The organism is Limnochorda sp. LNt (genome assembly GCF_035593265.1).
GTDB classification, from domain to species: domain Bacteria; phylum Bacillota; class Limnochordia; order Limnochordales; family Geochordaceae; genus Geochorda; species Geochorda subterranea.
In genome coordinates this window covers 2893362-2911680 of sequence record NZ_CP141614.1, presented here as the reverse complement: position 1 = coordinate 2911680, position 18319 = coordinate 2893362, and the positions used below count along the sequence as shown (strand labels likewise).

The 18319-nt window shown below is 70.7% G+C and carries 14 protein-coding genes; 3 read left to right on the top strand and 11 right to left on the bottom strand.

The annotated features are described in order from the left end of the window. The 10 genes from VLY81_RS13945 to VLY81_RS13900 form a co-directional block, all read right to left on the bottom strand. On the bottom strand, nucleotides 1–1011 hold the full coding sequence (locus VLY81_RS13945; RefSeq protein WP_324668841.1) for an amino acid ABC transporter permease: 1011 nt from the start codon (nucleotides 1009–1011) through the stop codon (nucleotides 1–3). Then, on the bottom strand, nucleotides 1011–1940 hold the full coding sequence (locus VLY81_RS13940) for an amino acid ABC transporter permease (protein ID WP_324668839.1): 930 nt from the start codon (nucleotides 1938–1940) through the stop codon (nucleotides 1011–1013). Before VLY81_RS13940 ends, VLY81_RS13945 begins: the two co-directional genes overlap by 1 nt. A 153-nt stretch (nucleotides 1941–2093) precedes the next feature. Then, the gene (locus VLY81_RS13935; protein WP_405001388.1) at nucleotides 2094–3101 is read right to left on the bottom strand and encodes an amino acid ABC transporter substrate-binding protein; all 1008 of its coding nucleotides are present in this window, start codon (nucleotides 3099–3101) and stop codon (nucleotides 2094–2096) included. A 39-nt stretch (nucleotides 3102–3140) separates the two neighbouring features. Then, nucleotides 3141–4601, bottom strand: coding sequence for a M20/M25/M40 family metallo-hydrolase (locus tag VLY81_RS13930; protein WP_324668837.1), 1461 nt, complete (start codon nucleotides 4599–4601; stop codon nucleotides 3141–3143). A gap of 469 nt (nucleotides 4602–5070) precedes the next feature. Further along, nucleotides 5071–6108 carry a GNAT family N-acetyltransferase gene (locus tag VLY81_RS13925; protein WP_324668836.1) on the bottom strand — a complete coding sequence of 346 codons (1038 nt, stop codon included), beginning with the start codon at nucleotides 6106–6108 and terminating at the stop codon, nucleotides 5071–5073. Between the two features lie 55 nt (nucleotides 6109–6163). Further along, a complete protein-coding gene (locus VLY81_RS13920; protein ID WP_324668835.1) occupies nucleotides 6164–6601 on the bottom strand; it encodes an SRPBCC family protein in 438 nt (145 codons plus the stop codon). 481 nt (nucleotides 6602–7082) lie between these two features. Beyond that, nucleotides 7083–8273 (bottom strand): DNA methyltransferase, encoded by a 1191-nt coding sequence (locus tag VLY81_RS13915; protein ID WP_324668833.1) that lies wholly within the window; start codon nucleotides 8271–8273, stop codon nucleotides 7083–7085. Between the two features lie 195 nt (nucleotides 8274–8468). Then, nucleotides 8469–10067, bottom strand: coding sequence for an MDR family MFS transporter (locus VLY81_RS13910; RefSeq protein WP_324668831.1), 1599 nt, complete (start codon nucleotides 10065–10067; stop codon nucleotides 8469–8471). A 113-nt stretch (nucleotides 10068–10180) separates the two neighbouring features. Further along, the gene (locus VLY81_RS13905; RefSeq protein ID WP_324668829.1) at nucleotides 10181–12685 is read right to left on the bottom strand and encodes an FAD-binding protein; all 2505 of its coding nucleotides are present in this window, start codon (nucleotides 12683–12685) and stop codon (nucleotides 10181–10183) included. Next, on the bottom strand, nucleotides 12649–12975 hold the full coding sequence (locus VLY81_RS13900) for a GntR family transcriptional regulator (RefSeq protein ID WP_324668827.1): 327 nt from the start codon (nucleotides 12973–12975) through the stop codon (nucleotides 12649–12651). Before VLY81_RS13900 ends, VLY81_RS13905 begins: the two co-directional genes overlap by 37 nt. 235 nt (nucleotides 12976–13210) lie before the next feature. Here VLY81_RS13900 and VLY81_RS13895 point away from each other — a divergent pair, with 235 nt between their 5' ends. Together VLY81_RS13895 and VLY81_RS13890 are read left to right on the top strand one after the other, a co-directional pair. Continuing rightward, complete coding sequence (locus VLY81_RS13895) at nucleotides 13211–13789, top strand: GNAT family N-acetyltransferase (protein WP_324668824.1); 579 nt, start codon at nucleotides 13211–13213, stop codon at nucleotides 13787–13789. Nucleotides 13790–14059: 270 nt separating this feature from the next. Continuing rightward, nucleotides 14060–16672 carry a M14 family metallopeptidase gene (locus VLY81_RS13890; protein ID WP_324668821.1) on the top strand — a complete coding sequence of 871 codons (2613 nt, stop codon included), beginning with the start codon at nucleotides 14060–14062 and terminating at the stop codon, nucleotides 16670–16672. A gap of 66 nt (nucleotides 16673–16738) precedes the next feature. Here the strand turns inward: VLY81_RS13890 and VLY81_RS13885 are convergent, their stop codons facing one another. After that, nucleotides 16739–16966: a hypothetical protein gene (locus VLY81_RS13885; RefSeq protein ID WP_324668820.1), complete on the bottom strand. Its 228-nt coding sequence runs from the start codon at nucleotides 16964–16966 to the stop codon at nucleotides 16739–16741. 229 nt (nucleotides 16967–17195) lie between these two features. Here VLY81_RS13885 and VLY81_RS13880 point away from each other — a divergent pair, with 229 nt between their 5' ends. Then, a complete protein-coding gene (locus VLY81_RS13880; protein WP_324668819.1) occupies nucleotides 17196–18290 on the top strand; it encodes a LacI family DNA-binding transcriptional regulator in 1095 nt (364 codons plus the stop codon). Nucleotides 18291–18319 lie beyond the last annotated feature (29 nt).

Genomic DNA, 18319 nt, shown 5'->3' with positions numbered 1-18319 from the left:
TCAGCCCCTCCCGGCCGCGCCCCGCTGCTCGAGGCGGCGGCTCGCCGCCGACAAGCTGTAGGTGAGGGCCCAGTAGACGAGCCCCACGAAGACGTACACCTCCGCCTGCCGCCCCAGCCATCGGGGGTTGGCGAGGACGCTGCGGGCCACTCCCAGCAGGTCCTGGATGCCCATGATGGCCACGAGCGACGTGTCCTTGAGGAGCGAGATGAACTGCCCCGCCACCGCCGGCAGCACCGCCCTCAGCGCCTGGGGCAGCACGACCAGCCGCAGCACCTGCGCGCCGGAGAGCCCCAGGGCGTGGGCCGCCTCGTACTGCCCCAGCGGCACCCCCTGCAGCCCGCCCCGCACCGCCTCCGCCAGGTAGGCCGCCGAGAAGGCGGTGATGCCCGCCAGCGCCCGCAGCAGCCGGTCGAGCCGCACCTCGGGCAGGAAGATGGGCAGCAGGATCTGTGCCATGAAGAGCACCGTCACCAGCGGCACGCCCCTTACGACCTCGATGTAGAGGGTCGAGAGGAGCCGCACGACGGGCCAGGCGCTCCGCCGCCCCAGGGCCAGCAGGACGCCCAGGGGGAAGGAGAGGGCGATGCCGCCCACCGCCAGCAGCAGCGTCACCAGCAGGCCGCCCCACAGCGAGGTGCGCACGCCCGACAGCAGCCCGACCACCACCGGGAGCGACAGCACCCAGGCCACTCCCAGCGCCAGGCGGGCCCGCTCCGCCCACGGGGGACGCCCCCGCCGGGCCTCTAGCCACCGGACAGCCGCGGTGGCGGCGGCGAGCAGCGCCAGCCCCGCCACGCACGCCTGCACCCGCCACACCTGATCCGGTGGATAGGTACCCACCAGCAGCAGCCGCAAGTTTGGCCACAGCACGTCCCACCGCGCCCACCGGACCGCCCAGGCGATGGCCGCCCGGCCGCCCGCCAGGACGGCGGCCCCCGCCGCCAGGGTGAGCAGGGCGTTGTACCAGGGGGAGTAGAGCGTCTGCCACCAGGCGGGCCGCTCGCCCATCACCGCTCCACCAGCCGCACCCGGCGGTTGTAGAGGTTCATCAGGGCCGAGGTGACGAGGCTCATCGAGAGATAGGTGGCCATGATCATGACGAAGACGGGGATGGACTGCCCCGTCTGGTTGAGGATGGTGTGGCCCACGCTGAAGAGGTCCGGGAAGCCGATGGCGACGGCGAGGCTGGAGTTCTTGGCGAGGTTGAGGTACTGGTTGGTCAGGGGCGGGACGATGATGCGCAGGGCCTGCGGCACCACCACCAGCCGCAGGGTCTGCAGGTGGCCGAGCCCCAGCGCCTCGGCGGCCTCCCACTGCCCCCTGGGCACCGACTGCACCGCGCCCCTCACCACCTCGGCGATGAAGGCACCGGTGTAGATCACCAGCCCCAGCACCAGCGCGGCAAACTCCGGCGACAGGTGCACCCCGCCCCGGAAGTTGAACCCTTGCAGCACCGGCACCTCCCACAGCGGTCGCCCGTCCTGCCAGACGAGCCGCGGCAGGTAGATGCCTCGCTGGGTCACGTGGATGACGCCGAGCCAGGTGATGGACTGCCGTACCGGCGGCAGCTGCAAGAAGACCGCACCGTACCAGAAGAGGAGCTGCAGCAGCAGCGGCACGTTGCGCACGACCTCGACGTAGACCGCGGCCAGGCTGCGGACCAGCCAGTTGCTCGAGAGCCGGGTGACACCGACCACGACTCCCACGACGGTGGCGCCCACCAGGCCGACGGCGGTCACCCGCAGGGTGTTGACGACCCCGACCCAGAAGGCCCTGGCGTACGTGTCGCCGGGGCTGTAGGCGGGGCCCTCGGCGATGTCGAAGCCGGCCTCGACCCGCAGGAAGTCAAAGCCGAGCTCGAGCCCCAGGGCGCGCAGCCCCCGCTGCATGTTGGCGTAGGCGGCCGCAGCCAAAAGCGCTAGCACTGCCAGTAGCAAGGCCTGTGCCGCCCATGGCCGCCACGCGTGGGCCCGGGCCGGCGTACGGGCGCCCCACCGCCCTCGCCACCCTGTCGGCGCCGGGGCGCCGGTCCCCCCGGTCCCGGCGTCCCCGGCTCGCTGCCTCATCCCCATCGCCGGGCGGCCGGCCCATCATCGGAAGGGCATCGCGTAGAGCAGCCCTCCCTGGGTGTAGGGCCGGTTGAGGCCCCGGGGCAGGCCGAGGGGCGTCAGGTTGCGGTCGTAGATCTCCCCGTAGTTGCCGACGCCCTTGATGACCTGGACGGCCCAGTCGTCCCGCAGCCCCAGGGCCCGGCCCATGCCGCCCTCCAGCCCCAGCAACCGGCGCACCTCGGGGTTGTCGGTGGTCATCCACGCATCGACGTTGCCGCTGGTGATCTCAATCTCCTCGGCGAAGAACGTGGCGTAGACGACCCACTTGACGATGTCGTACCACTGGTCGTCGCCGTGGGCGACCACCGGCGCGAGGGGCTCCTTGGAGATGGTCGCCTCCAGGATGACATGGTCGTCGGGGTTGCGCAGCACGCTGCGGCGTGCCGCCAGCTGCGAGCGGTCGCTGGTCACGGCGTCGCAGCGCCCCTGCTCGTAGGCGTTGTAGGTGGTGTCGATCTCCTCGAAGACCACGGGCGTGTACGGGATGCCGTGGGCCCGCATGGCGTCGGCGAGGTTGAGCTCGGTGGTGGTGCCCGTCTGGACGCAGATGCTGGCGCCCGCCAGGTCCTCCAGCTCCACCACCCCCGTCGCCCGGTGCACCATGAAGCCCTGCCCGTCGTAGAAGATGGGCGGCGCGAAGTTGAGGCGGTTGTCGGTGTCGCGCAGGAGGGTGAAGGTGGTGTTGCGCAGCAGCACGTCGACTTCGCCGGTCTGCAGCGCGGGCAGCCGTTGCGCAGCGGTCAGCGCCACAAACTCGACCGCGTCGGGATCCCCCAGCACCGCCGCGGCGATGGCCCGGCAGTAGTCGACGTCGAATCCGGACCAGGTCCCGTCGGGCTCCAGGTACCCGAAGCCGGGCAGCCCGCCGTTGACCCCGCAGACCAGGCGCCCCCGCTGGACGACCCTGTCCAGGGTCCCGGCGTACGCCGCCGCCGCGACGACGAGGACGACGACCTGCAACAGCACCGCTCGCCCCAACCAGCGCATCGGCCGCACCTCCATCCGCTCCGTCGAGCTCGCTCGCACTTACCGGCTGACCTCCGATGGGACGATCTGGACCCAGGAGAAGGAGTATTCACGGTCGGGCAAGACGTACATCTTCGGCACGAAGGGCAGGCCCGTGAACTGGTAGGTGTAGCCGGGATGGTCCGGGAGGAGGGGCTCGCTTACGCCCTCGATGCCCGCGAGCCCGGCCACCGTAAGGAAGACGTTCTGCACGGCTCGCCACGCATTGGCCGGATCCCAACTCTCCTCGGGCGAGTGCGATCCACGGCTGCGCCCGCCGCCGTTGACGGTGATCGCCGGCACTCCTAGGCTGATGGGAAGATTAGAGTCGGTACTGGAAGGGCTATCGCTCAACGCCGGCTCGCTGTGAGGCAGGAGCGTTGCTGCCGCGAACGCCGCCTGCACCATGGGGGACTCGACGGATTGCGTTCCGCTGGGACGGTCTCCCACCAAGTAGGGGTCGACGTCGATGACCCACCGGCCCCATCGTGCGTTCTCCTCGGCCACCGCGACCTGGACATGGGCGAGGATCTCAGCGACCGTCCGCTCGAGCTGCTCCGGAGAGACCGAGCGGGTATCCGTCTCCATCACTGCCTCGGCCGCGATGCTGTTGACGGAAGTCCCCCCGCTGACGACTCCCACCGTGAAGCTCGTCCGGGGGTCTTGCGGCACCCTCATCTCCGCGATCCTGGCGATTGCCCTTCCCATCGCATGGATGGCGCTCGGCAATCCGAATGCTCCCCAGCTGTGGCCGCCCGGTCCCCGGAAGTAGATCTCGTAGCGCTTGCTCCCGAGCGCGAGGTACGTGATGCGGAACGACTCCGTCGGCGAGCGTCCGCTGCCTCCGCCCCCCTCGATGGAGATGAACCCATCGATGTCGGCATGGCTGGAGAAGAGGTACTTGACTCCGCGAAGATCACCCCTTCCCTCCTCACCGACCGTCCCGACGAACAGCACGTCCCCGACCGGCCGGATGCCGGTGGAGACGAATGCGCGGGCCAGGCTGAGAAGGGCTGAGAGACCCGCAGTGTCGTCGCCGATCCCGGGCGCGTGGATCACGCCATCTTCGTCGATTCGAGGCGTGGCGTCGTAACCCGGGGGAAAGACCGTGTCGAGGTGAGCCGAGACGACGAGCTTCGGGGTACCACGGGTGCCCCGCAGGTAGCCGATGACGTTTCCCTCCGCGTCGATGGCGACGTCGGCTAAACCAATCTCGGCGAACCGGCGGGCCATCTCCTCAGCCCGCTCGCGCTCGTTGAATGGCGGAGCCGGGATCGCAACGAGCTCCAGGGTATCTTGAACCCGCCGGTCATGGTCCGATTCGATGAATGAAAGGACTGCTTGCACAGCCGGAGCATCGACAAGCCGCCGATAGGCGTCGAGATACTCACGTTGGAGGGCCCCTTCCTGGCCCTTTGACGAGTCGTGGATTGACAGGAGGAGCGCGCCGACAAGCCAGATCGTCAGGGTGCGCTTGCCCATGTACCGCACCTCCTGATAGTCGGTTACATTTCGCATGCTATGGACGTGGTCAAGACGTGTCAAGGTTGGCCGTCTCGTTAAAGACCGAGTCCTGTCGTACGTCAAGATCATGAGGGCTTCGACGAGATTTGAACCGTCGACTGTAGCAAGGATGCTCCGGTTGGGCACGCGGTGCCCGTCGGGAGCGCGACGCTCCGCCCAGACTCGATACCGCCCGTACCGGTACCCGGCTCGATTGAAGGTCACTGTGGCGACGACGAGATCGGAGGCCAGGACGTAAAACCCGTCCGAACGACGGCGGGTGAAGGCGCAGACGCGCTCGCCCTTGAAGACGAGGGTCGTTTTGATTGAAGTGGTATCCGAAGCCGAACTTGCGGTCCCGTGCATAGTTGTCGGGTCGCCAGTAGTAGAGGAGCCCCACGTCGCCGTCCATCCGTGCTCGCACCTGGGCGGGCTCGCGTCAGCCCGCTCATCGCGAGCCACTCCTCCCGGTCGAGCGGTTCGTCCTCGCGGGCCTGCTCGTGCTCGCGCCGCCGGGCTTCCTCCCGCTGCTTGCGCCGCTGTCGTGCTCCCGAGCGCTCTCCCTCGAGGCGGCCTCGCCCTCGACGAGGTCGTGCGCGAGGATGCGGCCGGCCCGGACGGCCACGTGCTTGAGCGCCACCAGCTGGTGCCCACCCTGCCCGCCTCGCCGGTACAGCCCGACACCCCACGTCCCGGAGACCAGCGGCACGACCCGGGCCTGCAGGTCCGAGGTCCGGCCCCGCGCCCGCGACGCCTCGTACATCCGCCGGATGGCGTCACGTCCCTCGAGCACCCGATGCGTGCCCCGGTAGACGGCGTCGTCCGCGAAGAGGGCGAAGAGGGCGTTCAGGTCCCACCGGTTCCACGCGTCGCAGTAGGCTTCGAGGACGCGGCGAGCACCAGGGTCGGCGTCCACCCCCCGGCGCATCACCCACCGCCTGGGCGTCGCCCGCACCAGCGGCACGAAGCCGGCCTCTTCGAAGACTGGCACCAGCCCCGTGTAGGCATCCACCGACGGCATGCGGTCGTCCCGCCGCTCGACGGGGTAGCCCTCTACCAGGGTGGCGCCGCCTGCCCGGGCGTGCTCGACCGCGGCATCCAGCAGCGCCCGCATCACGCCCCGTCGCCGCCACCCGGGGGCCACGTAGAAGCACGTGATGGCCCAGGCAGGCCGCTCATCCCTCGGCCGCAGGCTGGGAGAGCCCTGGATGCCCGGGAAGCTCTCTCTGGGTGCCACGGAGCACCAGCCGACCGGCTCGTTGTCCAGGTAGGCCAGGATCCCTGGCACGTCGCCCGAGGCAACCCGGCCCTTCATGGCTTCGTAGCGGCTCTCGCCCGATGCCTGATGGAAGTCGCGGCGGGTCATGCGCCACCACATGCACCAGCAGCTCGCGCACGTGCGGCTGGTGCGCATCAGGCGCTCGAAGTCGTCCCACCGCCCCGCCTCGAGCGGGTGGAAGCGCACGTCTGCCGCCGGGTCCTTCATGGGTCGAACCTACCCTTTACGGGAGTCGACGCCGGCAACGAGCCGCCCCCCGGTCTCAACGCCACCGCGCTCGGATGCCGTACTCCAGGTACACCTTCAGCAGGGTGAGGGCCTCGCCCCAGCCCACCGCGTTTTGCACGAAGGCTGCCCGGCCGCCCTCGTCGGTTGCGAAGCCGCTCTCCACCACCTCCACCACCGTGCCGCCATCCCGTGGCTGCAGCGTGACGGCCACCTCGGTGGTGTACGAAGGCGTGTCGGGGTGCCAGCGCCATACGAGCCGGTCGGGTCGCGAGGCCTCGACGACGTGGCCGTCGTCCTCGACCGTGGTGCGGTCCACCCCCCAGTCCCGCCAGACCAGGTGCAACCGGCCGCCCGGGCGGGCCTCGAGGACCGCCTCGCTCGTGAACCACCCGTTGAGCCCCTCGGGGGTGGCGAGCGCGTCGTAGACCCGCTCGGGACTCGCCAGCACGAAGGTCCTGGCTCGAACCTCCACGGCAGATCGCCTCCTTCGCCGGTTCCCTCGTCCGCCGGAGGCGCCGACGTCGGTACAGGATGGGTGGCGGACGGGTCGAAGCTAACGATTCGACGAGGGCAGCGCGTCACCTGGGACGACCGGGCGAGGCGCCGCCCTGGCTTCGCTGTCCTCGGCTTCGAGACGCCGGGTATCGTAGGGTCGACCGGTGCCCCGGACGAGGTGGCCTTCGTCATCACGCTGGCGGGATCGTCCGTCTCGATACGGCAGCAGCTCGTCGACTTGCGCTTCGCAGAGAACGACCGGCTCGTCCGCCCCGAGCCCAACGCCGCCCTCGCCCGGCGCTACCTGACGGCGGCCGGCCGACAGGCTTGGGCCATCGAGATAGTTCCCGGGTCAAACCACGCAACCAGATCGCGTCGTTGCGTCCGCGACGGCAGAGCAGGAGCGCACCGATCTCGGATACGCAGGAGCGCCCCTATCTTGGATACGACCTCGTGGGTTAGAGACGGCGCCATACGAGCACGTCCTCGAAGAAGGCATCGGCTCGCCGTCCGGTGCGTCGATTGACGTGTCTCTGTAGCCTGTACTCGACCTTGACGCCGAGCCGTTGCGCGATCCGGTCGTAAAGGTCTTTGCGGTCGTGCACGATTACCACAAGCACGCCTCCGCTCGGCATCGCGCGCATCACGTTGGCGAAAGCCTCGGTCATGTCCTCCAGGTAGGTCTCGACGGCTCGTTGCGAGTCGCCTTTCCAGGACGCTCCGATCTCGGCTTCGCGCGATTGGGGAAGCCCGAGCAACTCGAAGGCGTAGCGGTGCTGTTCGTGGTAGTCGATAAGCCCAACGTAGGGTGGCGAAGTCAAGACCATATCACACGGTGGAAACGCCACGCTGCGCGCATCGCCCTGGAGGATCTCGGTGCGGGCCTCGGTGCGGATACGGGCGAACGTCTCGATGCGGCGCAGTGCATCGAGGCTGTAACGTCGCAAGAAAGCCGTCGCGTCGGTCACCGGGTAGCAGGTGCGGCGATGCTTGTGGCAATAGTAGGGCCCCGTTACCGGCGCCTTAGGAAAGTCAAGTTCGAAGTGTTTCGTCAGGCGTGACGAACGCGCCGCCCTGGACAGGACGACCTTGAGCAGGTCCTGGTACGGGTAGGCCGAGATCAACGACCGGTAGAGAAGCAGTTGCCTCAGCACCTCCGGCGTGTACCAGGCCCGGAGGTACTCGCTCTGAGACTCCTCGACCTCTTGCGGAGCTCCGAAGAGGTTGGGCTGCAGTCTGAGGTCGAGCTGCACCAGGATGTCATGCACCGAACGCTCCAGGAGCCTCAGGTCGTACCGATAGGTCTTGACCTTCGTCAGCAGACAGTTGAACGCCGAGATGTCGCAGCCCACCGCGTCGATGCCAAGGGCGTTGGCCTCGACGAGGGTCGTGCCGGATCCGCAAAACGGGTCGCACACCACCTTGGGCCTGTACTTGCGCAAGAAGACCTCGACGAGCTGCGGGATGAACTTGCCCAGGTAAGGGTGCAACCCGTGGACGTGCTTGGTCCGCTCGCGTTCGGGGAGGTCTCTCTCCCCCCAATTGAGGTTGAGACTGGCCACATCGGTCTCAGGCGTGACCGTGGCGAACGCCGTGAACGGCCTCCCGTCGTACGCGGGGTTCCCCGTCACCGAGATCCGGCTCTTCATCTCCTGCCTCGTGGCCTGTCTGGGAGACCGCAAGTAGCCAGCGTCCCTTCAAGCAGATCGCATCACTTCACAGGCCGGGTCGAGCCCGGCCAGGGGGGTCATTCGATCCTCTTGGGGAGCCACCCTCTTGGTCGGATGATGCCGGCCCATGATGGGCGGCGGACAGGTCGAAGCTCACCATTCGACGCCTCGAGGTCACTCCGACGAGCGTGCTGACTCCGAGGCCGGCTCGGGCACACCCGCGCCGCTACCCGGGCCCTGGACCGCCGCCGCGCCGGCTCTTGCCCCGGGTGCCGAAGCCCTCTCGCCCAGGCGCACGTCGGGCAGCAAGAGCGTGATGGCCAGCGCCACCGCCGCGCACACCACCATCAACTCGTGCACGCCCCGCAGCGCCTGGGCCAGTGCCTCCCGGGCCGCCTCCACCGTGGCCGGCGAGAGCACGGCGCGCTGGACCGGGTCGAGCAGGTCGCTGGCGAAGGCGGCCGCCTGCGCGCTCGTGCGCACGCTGACCTCCGGCAGGGCCCGCAAGTGCGCCGCCAGCGTCCGGTTGACGGCGGCGCCCATCAGCGCCACCCACACGAGCCCTCCCAGCGTCCGCACGAACTGCAGCGACGCCGTCGCCACCCCGCGCCGCTCCCAGCCGACGGCGCTCTGGACGCCCAGGATGAACGACAGGGTCGCCAGCCCCATCCCCGCCCCGATGACGAAGGTAACGCCGGCGAAGGCCAGCTCGGGTAGCTCCCGGTGCAGCCGCGCCAGCACCAGCAGTCCCACCGAGGCCGCCGTCTGCAGCACGAGCCCCAGCGCCGCCGCTCGCCGCTGGCCGACTCGCAGGATGTAGCGGCTGGCGAAGATGGAGGCCAGCGGCCACCCCACCGACAGCCAAAGCAGCGAGGCGCCGGACCGGGTCGCCGAGTAGCCCTGGACCCCCTGTGCCCACAGCGGCAGGAAGACCGTCGTGCCGTAGAAGACCCCGCCGATCATGAACGTGGCCAGGTTGGCCAGCCCGATGGTGGGCGTGCGGAAGAGGTCGAGCGGCAGCATGGGGTCGGGGTGGCGGCGCTCCTGCAGGACGAAGAGGGCCAGCAGCGCCGCCCCGCCTCCCAGCAGCGCCAGGACGGGGGCCGAGCCCCACGGCAACGTGACCCCACCCTCGAGCAAGGCCAGCAACACGGCCGACGTGCCGATCGTCAGCAGGGCCGAGCCCAGGTAGTCGATGGTGGCGGCCCGCCGGGGTGCCCGTTCCTCGAGCTGGGTCAGCACCATATAGATGGCGAGCCCGCCCAGGGGCAGGTTGATGTAGAAGAGCCACCGCCAGGAGACGTGGTCCACCACCAGCCCGCCGACCAGCGGCCCCACCAGCGCGGAGATGCCCCACACCGCCGAGAACCAGGCCTGGTAACGGGCCCGTTCCTGCGGCGAGAAGAGGTCCCCGATGATGGTCTGCACGACCGGCTGCACCGCCCCCGCCCCCAGGCCCTGCAGCGCCCGGAAGGCGACGAGCTGGGGCATGCTGCGGGCCAGCCCGCACAGCGCCGAGCCTGCGAGGAAGAGGGTGGCCCCCACGGCGAAGGTGCGCCGCCGCCCGAAGAGGTCCGCCAGCTTGCCGTAGACGGGCACGGTCGACGTGGAGGTGAGCAGGTAGGCGGTGACGAGCCACGTCAGCATGGAGAAGCCGCCCAGCGAGCCTACGATCCGCGGCATAGCGGTGTCCACCACGGTGGCGTCGATGGCCGTGAGGAACATCGCCAGCATCAGGGCGTAGACGGTGCGCATGCGCCGGTCCGGCGCCAACGTGCCACCCCCACCGCCGCCGGCGGGCTGCGATGTGGCCTCGCGCCCGGCGGCACGGGCCGGCTCGCAGGCTGATCAACGGTGCAGTATAGCACGCGCCGCCCGCGGCCTCGCTACCCGGCTGCCAGATTCTCTGGGCCGCATGCCCAAGCCCAGAGCTGCCGGTAGCGAGACGCCTCAGCCTCCCAACGCGCGTCGTCCCAGCCCAGGCTCTCCTGTGCCAGCGGACGCAGCCGGGGCAGCATGGCCGCCCCGCCCTGAGGGAGCTGCAGCCCGAGCCGCACCCGCCGCAGGAGCAGGTCGTCGAGGTGCACGACAGACTCCTCCTCGATGGCCCAGCGCAGCTCCGCCCACGTGACGGTCGTGCCGGGGACGAGCTCCAGCTCGCCGGGGCGGGCCCGGCGCACCAGATCCACGGTCCGGTGACCGTAGCGGCCCAGCAGGCGCCGGCGCAGGGTCTCGTCGAGCGACGCCAGGGCCTCGGCCGCGTCGCGGGCCGGCTCGCCTCGGTGGCTGCCCGACTCCTCGGTCGGCCGCTTATCCGGCGCATCGGGCAGGCGCCGGCGGGCCGCGGCCATGGCCGCCCGCGCCATGGCTCCGAAGGTGGTGAGCTTGCCGCCCGTCACGGTGACCAGCCCCTCGTCCCAGATGGCCCAGTCCCGGGGCTCCCGGGAGGGATCGGCCTTGCCGGAGCCGACCACGGGCCGCACGCCGGCGAAGGTGGCCACCACGTCTCGGGCCTCAAGGTCCAGCGCCGGGAAGAGATGCTGCACCGCCTCCAGCAGGTACGCTCCTTCGTCGGGATGGATGCGGGGCTCGTCGTCGAGGCCGTCGCCGTGGTCGACGTCGGTCGTGCCCACCAGCGTCATGCCCTCCCACGGCAGCACGTAAAGGGGGCGGCCGTCTCGTGGATGGAACAGGTTGAGGCCCGTGGCCAAAGGCACTCGCCAGCCCGGGAAGAGCAGGTGGCTGCCGCGCAGCTGCCGCAGCCGCGGCGGGCGGCCCACCTGGCCCCGCAGGGCGTCCGCCCAGGCGCCCGCGGCGTTGATCACCACCCGGGCGCGCACCTCGGCGGTGCGGCCGCTCACCCGGTCTCGCACCGCCACCCCCTCCACCGCGCCGCTGCGGCGCTGCAGGAGGCCGGTCACCTCCCCGTGCTGGTGGCTGACGGTGCCGCCCGCGGCCACGATGGCGCGGCTGGCCGCCTCCTTGAGACGCCGCCACCGTCGCAGGTTGACCTCGGGGTCCGGGGCCAGCCGGAAGAGGTAGGTGGTGTAGACGTTGGAGCCCTGGCGATAGACGTGGGAGAGGTGGGTGAAGACGTAGACGCGCTCGCCCTCGGCCTCCAGGGCGCCCTGCAGGGCCCGCTCGACGGCGGTCACCAGGCCCGGCACCTGCACCCAGGTGCCTGCGGTCTCCAGGGTGTCGACGGCGTAGCCCATCTCCCAAAGGGTGTTGCGCAGGTAGGGGGCTCGGAAACGCTGGCGCACCCACTCCCGCCCGAAGGTGCGCCCGGCGTAGACGCCCCGGTGGTCGGCGCAGATGGCCAGGGCCCGGGCCAGCGCCCGGCGGACGTGCGAGCGCCAGCCCGTGGCGCCCAGGATGAGCAGGCACTTGTCGGGTCCGGCTCCCCGGAGGGCGACCCACCGCTCCAGCAGGCGCAACGCCCGTTCGTGGCCGGCCATGGCCAGGGTGGTGGCGGTCTCCCCGGGGGTGCTCAGGCGCACCATCGAGAGCCCCACCTCCGCCTGCGCCAGCGCCCGCATCGCCTCGAGGCCCGGCTCGAAGGCCGGGAAGAAGACCGCCGCGAACGCCTCGGCCTCGGGGAGCCGCCGCACCCGCACCGTCACCTCGGTCAGGATGCCGAGGCGCCCCTCCGAGCCCAGCACCAGGTGGCGCAGGTCCGGCCCGGCCGCGGAGGCCGGCCACGGCGGCAGCGTCACCGTGCCGGCGGGGGCCTCCAGCACGCCGCCGGCGAAGAGGTCCTCGATACGCCCGTACCAGATGGACTGCTGCCCGGCCGAGCGGGTGGCCACCCAGCCCCCCAGGGTCGAGTACTCGAACGATTGGGGGTAGTGGCCCAGCGTCCAGCCCCGGGCCCGCAGGGACGCCTCCAGCTCGGGCCCCCTCACCCCCGCCCCGAAGGTGGCCAGGGCGCTTCGCTCGTCGAGGCGAATCAGGCGGCTGAGGCGGTCCAGATCGACGCTGAGCACCGGGGCCTCGCCGGGCGGCACCGTCAGGTGCCCCACCACGCTGGTGCCACCGCCGTAGGGGATGAGCCGGGCGCCGCTGGCGGCTGCGAAGCGCAGCAGCTCAAGCACCTCCTCGGGCGTGGCGGGGTAGGCGACCCCATCGGGGAAGGCCGGGATGCGCCCGCTGCGCGCGGCGATCCAGTCGGGCAGGCTCTGTCCCAGGGCATGGCGCACCCGCTGCTCGGCGTCGACGCTCACCAGGGGATGAGGGGGCAGGCGGGAGGGCGGGACTCGGGCCACCACCTCGGGTAGGGTCGCGTCACGGGGCCGCTCGCCGGGCCCCACCGCCGCCCCGAGCAGGCGGCGGGCCCCCGGCGGCACGGGATAGGTCACCCGCTCATCGCCCCAGCCGTTCCATCGTCGCATGGCGTCTCACCCTCGCATGACACCCTCCAAAGCTCGATGACGACGGCGGGCTGCCCGCGTCGCAGGGTGATCCAGCCGTCCAGGGCCAGACGCTGCAGGGCCTCACGTAGGGCCGGCCGGGAGACGCCGAGGAGAGCGGCCAGCTCGCGCTCGGGTGGCAGCCAGGTGCCGGGCCGGTGGCGGCCCTGGAGGATGGCGCGCACCAGTTGGGTCTCGGCCCGTTCGGACCAGCCACGGGCCCGCCCGCCGCAACGCAGGCGGACCGAGTTGCTCACCGCTTGCAGACCCATCTCGCACCGTCTCCCGCGATGGACAGACCATGTGGGCTGTGTGGTCCGACCAGAGCCTACCATATGAGCGCGATCACATGAACCCCGCCCGACCGCCGGCGCCGGCGGTCCAGCCGGGTCCGCTGGGGATGCCGACAGGAGGGCGCCGTCCGGGGGCGAAAGCTCCGCGGCGTCCGGCCGGGGACGTGCCCGAAGCCCCCGCCGCGCAGAGCCGCCTCTCGGGGGGATGGAGTCCATGTTCGCCTGGCGGGTGGACGACGAGATCGAGCTGCGGCTGCTGGAGCTGGAGCACGCCGGGGCCATGCACCGCCTCACCGAGGCCAACCGGGCCTACCTGCGGCGCTGGCTGCCCTGGGCGGAGTCGGAGACCACTCTGGAGCAGACCGAGGCGTTCATCCGGCGCAGCTTGCAGCAGTTCGCCGAGGGCAACGGCTTCCAGGCCGGGATCTGGTACCGCCAGGAGCTTGCGGGGGCCATCGGCCTCCACTACGTGGACCGCCGCAACCGCCGCACGGAGATCGGCTACTGGCTGGCCGAGCCCCTGCAGGGCCGTGGCATCATGACCCGCGCCTGCCGGGCCGTCGTCGACCACGCCTTTGGGCCGTTGGGCCTCCACCGCGTCGAGATCCGCTGCGCCACGGGCAACCACCGCAGCCGGGCCATCCCCAGGCGCCTCGGCTTCCGCGAGGAGGGCGTGCTGCGCCAGTGGGCCTGGGTCGACGGCCGCTTCCACGACATGGTCATCTACGGCCTGCTCGCCCCCGAGTGGCGACGGGAGCCGGTCCGCGGCGGTCCGCTGGCGGCGTCGCTTTGAGTCCGGCTGCGTCGGCTTTTGTCGGGCGAACGCGCCTCGTCGGCCCGAGACCGATGTGACCGGCACACGTCAGGCGTACCACGTGCGGGCGCTCGCCTGCGGACGTCGTGGCCCGACGCGAGCAAACGACCCGTCCTCCTGCGCCCCGGTGACGCCCCTGACGGCCTCTCCTGCGTTGCCGGCCGCTGCTCACGCGGCTACCCTCCGGCCGCGGGGGCGCACGCGCGGCGTCCCCCAGGCCCGCAGAGACACGAAGGGGGCGAGCGCGCTATGGAGAGGACGTTACGCGCAGCGCAACGAGCGGTCCTGGCCCTGATCATCGGGGTTACCATGTTCGTCGGGCTGGCGGGGCACCCGGTGGTCGCCGGCGAATCGCCGCGCATCCCAACGCCGGCCGAGGTCATCGGCTTCGAGCCCGGGACGGACCGGACCCTGGTGGACTACGCCCAGCTGATCCGCTACTACAAGGCACTCGACGCCGCCTCGGACCGGGTGCTTCTCGAGCCCGTGGGCACCAGCACCGAAGGCCGGACGATGTACCTGCTCTTCATCTCCTCGCCTCAAAACCTGATGCGCCTCGACGTCATCAAGGCGACGCAGCAGCGCCTGGGCGATCCGCGCACCCTGGGACCCGAGGAGGCGCTCCGACTCATCGAGCCCCAGCCGGCCATCGTCCTGATCAACAACGCCATCCACTCGACCGAGATCGCCGCGCCGCACTTCGCCCTCCAGCTCGCCTACCACCTGGCCTCGTCGGACGATCCCGAGACGCTACGCATCCTGTCAGACGTCGTGCTCTTGATGAACCCGGTCAACAACCCCGACGGCCATGACCTGGTGGTGCGGTGGTACCGCCAGACCCTGGGCACGCGCTTCGAGGGGACCAGCCCGCCGGAGCTCTACCAGAGGTACGCGGGTCACGACAACAACCGCGACTGGTTCATGTTCAACCTGCAGGAGACCCGGGTGTGGGGGCCGCTCATCTTCCGCGAGTGGCTGCCCAGTATCATCTGGGACGTGCACCAGATGGGGTCGGGCGGCGCCCGGTTCTTCGTGCCGCCCTTCTTCGACCCGCCCAATCCCGAGATCGACGCGACCATCCTGACCCAGATCATGCTGCTGGGCGGCGCCATCACCACCCGCCTGGCCTCCAGGGGCCTGACGGGGGTGGTGACCAACGCCATCTACGACCAGTGGTGGCACGGGGGCTTTCGCACGGCGCCCTACTACCACAACCTGGTGGGCATCCTGACCGAGGCAGCCAGCAGCCGCCTGGGCACGCCCATCGAGACTCCCTTCGATCGACTGGGAGGCCACGGCCGAGGCCTCCCGACGGCGCAGCAGCGCTACGTCAACTTCCCGGACCCGTGGCCCGGCGGCACCTGGCGGCTCTCGGACATCATGCGCTACGAGTTCGAGACGGCCCTTGCCCTGCTGGACGTGGCCCAGCGCTACCGGGAGCAGTGGCACTGGCACTTCTACCAGCGCAACCAGCGGGCCGTCGCGAGGGGCTCGACCGAGGCGCCCTACGCCTTCGTCATCCCGCCCGACCAGCACGACCCCGGCACGGCCCGGTGGCTGGTCGACCTCCTCGCCTTGCAGGGGGTGGAGGTGCACGTCGCCACGCAGCCGGTGACCCTGGGCGGGCGGGAGTACCCGGTGGGCAGCTACGTGATCCTCGCCGCTCAGCCCAAGCGGGCCAACGTGATGGCGCTGCTGAGGCCGCAGTCCTATCCTCCGCGGTTCCAGTACCCGGGCGGGCCACCCGAGCAGCCCTACGACATCGCCGGCTGGACGCTGCCGCTGCAGATGGGGGTCCGCGTCGACGAGATCGACGAGCCGGTGGACGCCTCGGGACTGGTCCGGGTCGAGGGCGCCCTGCCGCTGCGCGGGCGCGTGATCGGCGGTCCTGCCACCTACGGGTACGCCTTCGGACCGGCCCCCAACGCGGCGGCCATCGCCCGCAACCGCCTGCTGGCCCGGGGCTACCGGCTCGTGCAGCTGGAGGATGGCGCCCGGATGGGGGAGGAGGTGCTGCCACCCGGCACCACCGTGGTGGAGCGCGGCGAGGGCCTGGATACGATGGTCGCCGACCTGGCGTGGGAGCTGGGGCTGGACGTCTACGCTCTCCAGGAGCCGCCGGCGGCGACCGCCAGGCCGTTGCGCCTACCCCGGGTGGGCCTCTACGAAAGCTGGGTGCCCAACATGGATGCCGGCTGGACCCGGTGGTTGCTCGACACGTTCGAATTCACCTACGACGTGCTGCGTGACCGGGATGTGCGGCAGGGTGGCCTGCTCGACCGCTACGACATCATCGTGATCCCCGACCAGTCGGTCAGCGGCATCCTCGACGGCAACCGGCCGGGCAGCTACCCGGACGAGTACGCCGGCGGCATCGGCCAGGAGGGGCTGACGGCGCTGCGGGCCTTCGTCGAAGAGGGCGGCACCCTGCTCTTGCTCGACACGGCCTCGGAGCTGGCCATCGAGCATCTGGGCGTGCCCGTGCGAAACGTCCTCGACGGCGTGGGGCGGGACCGCTTCTACGTCCCGGGCTCCATCCTGCGGCTGCAGGTCGACACGAGCCATCCCCTCGGCTACGGGTTGGCGTCCCAGACGTACGCCTACTTCGTGCAGAGCCCGGCCTTCGAGCCGTCGGGCGAGGCGGGGGTCGTGGCGTCGTGGCCGTCGAGCGATCTGCTGGCCTCGGGCTGGCTGCACGGGGAGGAGATGCTGGCGGGACGGGCGGCGTTGGTCGAGGTGCCCGTGGGGCGGGGCCGGGCGGTCCTGGTCGGCTTCCGGGCGCAGCACCGGGGGCAGCCGCACGCGACGTTCAAGGTGATCTTCAACGCCATCTACGACGCGGCCATCCGGGGCAACCGGTAGCCCCGGCCTTTGCCGGCGGCGGGGCGGGTCGGGCCCTGCCGCCGGCTTTCGGGTCGACCTGGCCCGTTACCCCTCCGGCCCAAGGCCTACGGACCGAGGGCTGCCCGAGCCGCAGCTGCGGACGACCCGCGCCACCCTCAGGCGGTCGTCCCGCTCGACGAGTGCTGTTAGGCGGACGACGGCGGCCGAGTTCGGCGCGGCCGTCGGGCTCGCCACCTCGTGGAGCAGCGACCGGACGTCGGCCGTCAGGTCGGCCTCGTCCTTCTCGATGATGCCCCAGCCCTCACGTCGCATGGGTCGAAGACCAGGTCGAGGCCCGCCCGCTGCACCGCGTCGGACTCCTCTACGGGCAGCCGAGGGTGCTGCTGGTGGAGCATGAAAGTACATGCAAACTGAAAACGCGTGCAGGAGATGAAAGTTTCACTTCGAATAGCGCGTATCGACAGGTTTCGGAGTGCAACTCGAGCCGCGCTCCGGCCGCGCGCATCCCGATGGCGGGCGCGGCAGCACGGAGGCAGATGTCTTGGCAACGATTCGCGATGTTGCAGAGGCCGCGGGCGTGGCCCTCTCGACGGTGTCCCACGTCTTCAACGGCACCGCTCCCATCAGTGAGGGCACCCGGCAACGGGTGCTCCAGGCAGCTGCCCGGCTGGGCTACGTCCCCCGCAGGCGTCGACGCAACGGTTCAAACCGCCAGCAGGTAGTCATCTTCAAGAACGTTATCCCCGCTGCGGACGAGGAGGGCTGGTCGTTCCAACACGAGGACCTGGCAGAGGCCATCGTCGTGGCGGCCTACCGGGTCTTCAAGGAGCGTGGGGTCGACGTCTGGGTAGTGCCCTTCGAGAAGGACGAGGTGGCGCAAGGCATCGACCCCAGCTACTACACCGGCTTCTCTGGGGCGCTCGTCGTCGACAGTTCCGTCAGCAGCTTCTCCTCCTTGCCGGAACTCCCGTTGCCCACCGTGCTGGCCTACTGCATCGCGGAGGCCAAGCCGGTGCTGTCGGTGGTGCCCGACGACTTCAGGGGCGGATACGAGGCCACCCGCCACCTGATCCGGCTGGGACGGCGTCGCATTGGGTTCGTGAGCGGCCCCACCGGGTGGATTGTCTGCAAGGAGCGTCACAGCGGCTACCTGGCTGCCCTGCACGAGTTCGGCCTCGAAGCCGACGAGGCTCGGGAGGCGTCGGGCGACTGGAGCGTCGAGAGCGGTCGTCAGGCTGCTGCCGCCATCCTGGAGCGCGGCAGCGACGTCGACGCCCTGTTCGTCGCCAACGATCTGATGGCACTGGGCGCGATCCGGGCTCTGCGGGAGCGGGGTCTGCGGGTGCCCGAGGACGTCGCGGTCGTGGGCTACGACAACCGGGCGGTCGCAGCTGTCGCCGATCCTCCGCTGACGACGGTGCAGCTCCCCCTGGGCAACATTGGTCGGCGAGCGGCCCAGGAGCTGTTGCGGCTGATGGAGCGGCGACCGGCGCACGCCGACACCCCCGCCTCACGGGTCCAGATTCATTGTCCGCTGGTGATCCGTGACTCCTGTGGCTACCGGCTGGCCCAAGCCTCCACCCCACAACGCCCGGATTTCTCCCCCTCGGGCGGCGAGGGGGGCGGCGAGCCGTGAAGTGTCGCGACCACCGGCCTGGAGAGGGA